The organism is Alcanivorax sp. HI0044 (genome assembly GCF_001634945.1).
Map to the genome: position 1 here is coordinate 1 of NZ_LWEZ01001175.1, position 4,678 is coordinate 4,678.

Below are 4,678 nucleotides of genomic sequence, written 5' to 3' on the forward strand. Positions count from 1 at the left end.
TATCGCTGCGGCGCTGGTGTTCTTCATGCAAGCGGGTTTTGCACTGCTTGAGAGCGGCCTGAGCCGGGCGAAGAACTCACTGAACGTGGTCATGAAGAACTACATGGACCTGTGTGTCGGCACACTGGTGTTCTGGGCCGTGGGTTTCGGGCTGATGTTCGGCACCAGCACCAATGGCTGGTTCGGGCAGGACCAATTCATGCTCAACCAGGCCGATGGCAGTACCTGGGCCATGCTCCTTTTCCAGATCATGTTCGCGGCTACCGCCGCCACCATCGCCTCAGGAGCCATGGCAGAGCGCACCCGCTACGTGGGCTATTTGTGTGGCGCGGTGGTGATCACCGGCCTTATTTATCCGCTGTTCGGCAACTGGGCCTGGAACAGCAATGGCTGGCTCGCCCAGATGGGCTTTATTGATTTCGCCGGTTCCACGGTGGTCCACAGTATCGGCGGCTGGTGTGCACTGGCCGGTATTCTGGTGGTAGGCCCGCGACTTGGGCGTTTCGACAACCAAGGCAAGCCACGCACCATTCCCGGCCATAACCTTTCCTATGTGGCATTGGGCGGTTTCATACTCTGGTTCGGCTGGTTTGGCTTCAACGGGGGCTCGACCCTCTCTGCCAGCGTGGATATCGCCAAGGTGAACCTGAATACCCAGCTGGCCGCCGCGGCCGGTGCCGTGGGCAGCGTTATCTACCGGATGGCAAGTCGCCGCCCGGTATTACTGACAGAAACCGTGAATGGCAGCTTGGCGGGGCTGGTGGCGGTGACCGCCGGCTGCGCAGTCATGACACCGGGCTTCGCCATCATCACCGGCCTGGTAGCTGGCGCGCTGGCGGCCTTCGGTGCCCGAATCCTACTCGCGTTTCGCCTGGATGACGTGGTCGGTGCAGTCCCTGTACATGCCTTCGCCGGCGCCTGGGGCACCCTGGCTGCCGGCCTCTTCTATGACGGCGACCTGTTCAATGGCCAACGTGTGATGGTGCAGCTGCTGGGCGTGATCGTGGCATTCGGCTGGGCATTCTTCACCGCGCTAATCATGTACATGCTGGTATCTATTCTTGCCGGCTTGCGGGCGCCGGCGCTGCATGAACAACGGGGACTGGATCTCAGCGAGCACGCCGAAACCGGCTACCCGGAATTTCCCCAGAACACGCTCTATAGCAGCGAAACCTATAATCCGGACAGAGCCCACGGTCAGGAGCAACACCCATGAGCTCCGCACCCATCAACCAAAGCGTCCAGCGTCGACGGCGCGCTATCGTCACCGGCCTTACGCCCTACATGAATGAGCCGGTCCTGCTGGAGGCGGTCAGCCACTGGCAGCAGCATTACGCGGAGCGACCCAGCTTTTCCCTGCAGGGCTTTGTCAGCGATCTGTGTCGCCTGTTCGACTTGGGCGAACGGCGCCACCATATTCACATGAGCCTGGTGCAAGCGATGACGCTTTCCGACAGCGAACTGGCCGCCGATCCATTGGCCAACAGCAACCACAACCACACCGAAGCGCACCCGTGCACCCATGCGTTTCAGTGCCTGCTCCAGGCCCTGTGGCAGGGACTTGGCAAACGGGCAGCCAGCCAGATACAGCTGGATTTGGGTGCACAACTGCGCCAGGCCAGCGTTAGCCCCGAAACCCGCCTGACCATGGAATACTGGCTACAATCACCGGACCAATCACTGAGCCCCCTACCCTTGACCAGCTTGCGAGACCAACTGAACCGCACCTATGTCCTGCTATGCGAACGGCTGGGCCCTGTCGAGGCGGATCGACAACTCAAGGCGGCGTACCAGGCAACGCTGAACCGACTGGATGACAAGGAGGCCCTGCAAACCTTGATGTAGCACTGCCCCACTGTGCACCGAGACAGGATCAGGTACTCTCAGGGATCGAATAAGCAAAGGCAGGGGTGGCCATTGATGGCCACCAGGGGGAGACAGTGAAATTACACCACCAGATATTCATTGCCATGCTGGCCGGCGCACTGGCAGGCAGTTTCACCGCCGAATCCAGTACGCTACTCGGGCTGCCTGTGCTCAGCGGCTACGATCTGGTGGGAACCCTGTTTATCAATGCCCTTAAAATGGTCGTCATTCCGTTGATTGTGACAGCCATTATCAACGGCATGGTGGGCGTCGGTGATGGGCAGAATCTGGGCCGAATGGGCCTGAAAACCGTGGCCCTGTACATGACTACCACTCTGGTAGCCGTGCTGATCGGCCTCATCGTGGTCAATCTGTTCAGCCCTGGCATTATCAACGATCAGCCCGCACGTGAATTACTCGGTCTGGCCACAGAAACCGAGGATGCGCTGGCCAAAATTGAAGGCCGTGGGGCCGGCGATTTCACTGATATTCTCCGCCAGATGCTGCCGCCTAACCTGATAGCGGCCGCCGCCAATGGCCAAATGCTTGGTCTGATCGTCTTTTCGCTGCTGTTCGGTTTTTTTCTGCGAACCGAACGCAACCCCTCCGGCCAGAGCCTGCGCAACATTATCGATGGCATTTACCAAGTGGTGATGAAAATCACCATGCTGGTCATTCGTTTCACGCCCCTGGGCGTATTTGCGCTAATAGCCGCCACGGTAACCCGCACCGGTATGGATGCCATTGAGCCGCTTGCCTGGTTCTTCCTCACCGTACTGGTAGCACTGGGCCTGCATGCTTTTGTTTTCATGCCGATCCTGATTGCGCTGGCGACCAAGCGCTCGCCACTTCGCCATATTCAGGCCATGACGCCAGCGCTGCTCACCGCGTTTTCCTCCGCCAGTTCAGCCGCCACGCTGCCTCTGACCATGGAATGTGTACAAAAACGCTCCGGTGTATCGACTCGCACCAGCAGCTTCGTGCTGCCATTGGGTGCCACCGTCAACATGGACGGAACCGCATTGTACGAGTGCGTGGCGGCCATGTTCATTGCCCAGGCCTACGGCATGGACTTGTCGTTGACCACCCAGTTCATGATTGTGATCACCGCACTGCTCACCTCCATCGGCGTGGCCAGCATTCCCGCTGCATCACTGGTAGCGATTACGGTGATTCTTGGCGCCATCGGCCTGCCGGCAGAAGCCATTGGGCTGATTCTGGTCACCGATCGCGTGCTGGACATGTGCCGCACTGCGGTCAACGTCTGGGGCGACAGCGTGGTCACCGTGGTGCTGGCACGCAGTGAGGGAGAAGAACAGGTATTGTCGCTACCGGTCTCCGAGATGGAATCGGTAACGACAACAGGCGGGCAAGCGGGCCGAGATGCAACCGCCAGTGAACAGCCTTAGAATGCGTGCGCAAACCCACCATTATCCCAGTCGCGCTTGATGGCAACTGCAGCACTGGCAATAACAGGCACCATGCAGGCAAACGCCAGCATTACGGAAAACAGGTTTTCACCGTTGTTTCCAAGCCCCGCCACGATCAAAACCGTCACGGCAATCGCAATCATCAAGGCCAGGGTGTCTTTAAACAAACGAAAGAATAAAGTCATAACAATTGCTCCCTTAAATGCTTTATGTGAACACATGTTAACTTTATAATTCACCAAGTCAACACCTGTTCACAACATTATTTTTTGTTCTGCTTCTTGCACATGGAGACACGTTGAAACAATCGCCCACCCTCCTTATCACTCGCGGCTGCAGCCCTCTCGGCCAGGCCCTGGCCCACACTGCCGCTGGGCACTATCGTATTGCCATCGCCAGTGACGACACTCGCACCGGCAATGCCTTGTGCCGCAGCCTGCATGAAGCGGGCCATGAAGCGCTTTTCATTGAAACAACCGCGGGCGATTCACAGGATATTCAACGGGGTATAAATCGGGTTCTGCGCCGCTGGCAGCAGCTGGATGTGGTTATCAATTTGCCCGGAAAGCTGCTGGTGGGGCCTTTTGAAGCCACCCAGGGGCCACAATGGCAAGGCCTGGCCAACCTGCAAATGATGCACGTGGTACACAGCTGCCAACGTGCTCTGACGGCCATGAAGAAACAAGGGAACGGAAAAATTATTAATGTGGTGCCCGATTGCGGTTTACTGGCCGGGCCACTGACATCAGCAAGCAGCAGCACCTACGCGGGCATTGTCGCCCTAACCGAAAGCCTGAACAGCGAACTCGCCAACAGCCCGGTCAGCGCCGCCCTTATTGCACTGCCTCTCTACCGGGAGTTGTCTCAACAGCTGGATGCCACGGACCCACTCAGCCAGGCCCGCTTTGAACGCAAGACCCGTGACAGCCTGGATACTGCCCTCTCTCTGAGTGCCGATATCATTGCCATGCTGGACAAGCCCGCGGGCACAACCCTGCATCTGCCCTCAGCGCCGACCCGGGCGCAATGGCGCTTAAAACGTTGGTTCAGAAAACACTGGGACCGCAAAATGCAGCAACGCGGACAGCGCTATCGCCGCAGGGAACCGTAAAACGGCGCTCCACAAACGAGAGGCCCGCAACCCAACCAGGCTCAGGCGAAGTTTTCCACGTAGCGCAGCGTGTGCCGGTAATCCCCCGCCAGCGCATCGTCAATTTTCGGTGCGACAAGCGAGACCAGTTTTTTCCCCACCAATGGTACCGAGCTGCTTATTTCCACCTCGGTGTGCTGAACCGCTTCGTTGTCATCCCCGGTGAGGATCATTACACCACTGATTTTCATGGGCACATTACCCAATTCAAACCGGTACTCGGCCTGGTAGC

At 58.3% G+C, this 4,678-nt stretch carries 6 protein-coding genes; 4 read left to right on the plus strand and 2 right to left on the minus strand.

Annotated elements, in window-relative coordinates:
* From A3730_RS15565 to A3730_RS15575, 3 genes are all read left to right on the plus strand, one after another.
* On the plus strand, nt 1-1,216 hold a 1,216-nt coding region (locus tag A3730_RS15565; protein ID WP_063538396.1), incomplete at its 5' end, for an ammonium transporter.
* Complete coding sequence (locus tag A3730_RS15570) at nt 1,213-1,845, plus strand: hypothetical protein (protein ID WP_063518817.1); 633 nt, start codon at nt 1,213-1,215, stop codon at nt 1,843-1,845. The genes A3730_RS15565 and A3730_RS15570, both read left to right, overlap by 4 nt.
* A 95-nt stretch (nt 1,846-1,940) precedes the next feature.
* Nucleotides 1,941-3,275: a dicarboxylate/amino acid:cation symporter gene (locus A3730_RS15575; RefSeq protein ID WP_063518821.1), complete on the plus strand. Its 1,335-nt coding sequence runs from the start codon at nt 1,941-1,943 to the stop codon at nt 3,273-3,275.
* Here A3730_RS15575 and A3730_RS15580 read toward each other — a convergent pair.
* Nucleotides 3,272-3,535, minus strand: coding sequence for a hypothetical protein (locus A3730_RS15580; protein ID WP_231883971.1), 264 nt, complete (start codon nt 3,533-3,535; stop codon nt 3,272-3,274). The genes A3730_RS15575 and A3730_RS15580 overlap by 4 nt on opposite strands.
* Nucleotides 3,536-3,594: 59 nt before the next feature.
* Here A3730_RS15580 and A3730_RS15585 point away from each other — a divergent pair, with 59 nt between their 5' ends.
* On the plus strand, nt 3,595-4,407 hold the full coding sequence (locus A3730_RS15585; protein ID WP_063538398.1) for an SDR family NAD(P)-dependent oxidoreductase: 813 nt from the start codon (nt 3,595-3,597) through the stop codon (nt 4,405-4,407).
* A gap of 41 nt (nt 4,408-4,448) precedes the next feature.
* On the opposite strand, the gene A3730_RS15590 is transcribed toward A3730_RS15585, so the two are convergent.
* On the minus strand, nt 4,449-4,678 hold a 230-nt coding region (locus tag A3730_RS15590), incomplete at its 5' end, for a DUF2505 domain-containing protein (RefSeq protein ID WP_156501222.1).

Coding starts and splice junctions, on each gene's coding strand:
- A3730_RS15570 (WP_063518817.1), top strand. CDS start 1,213: ATGAGCTCCGCACCCATCAACCAAAGCGTCCAGCGTCGACGGCGCGCT.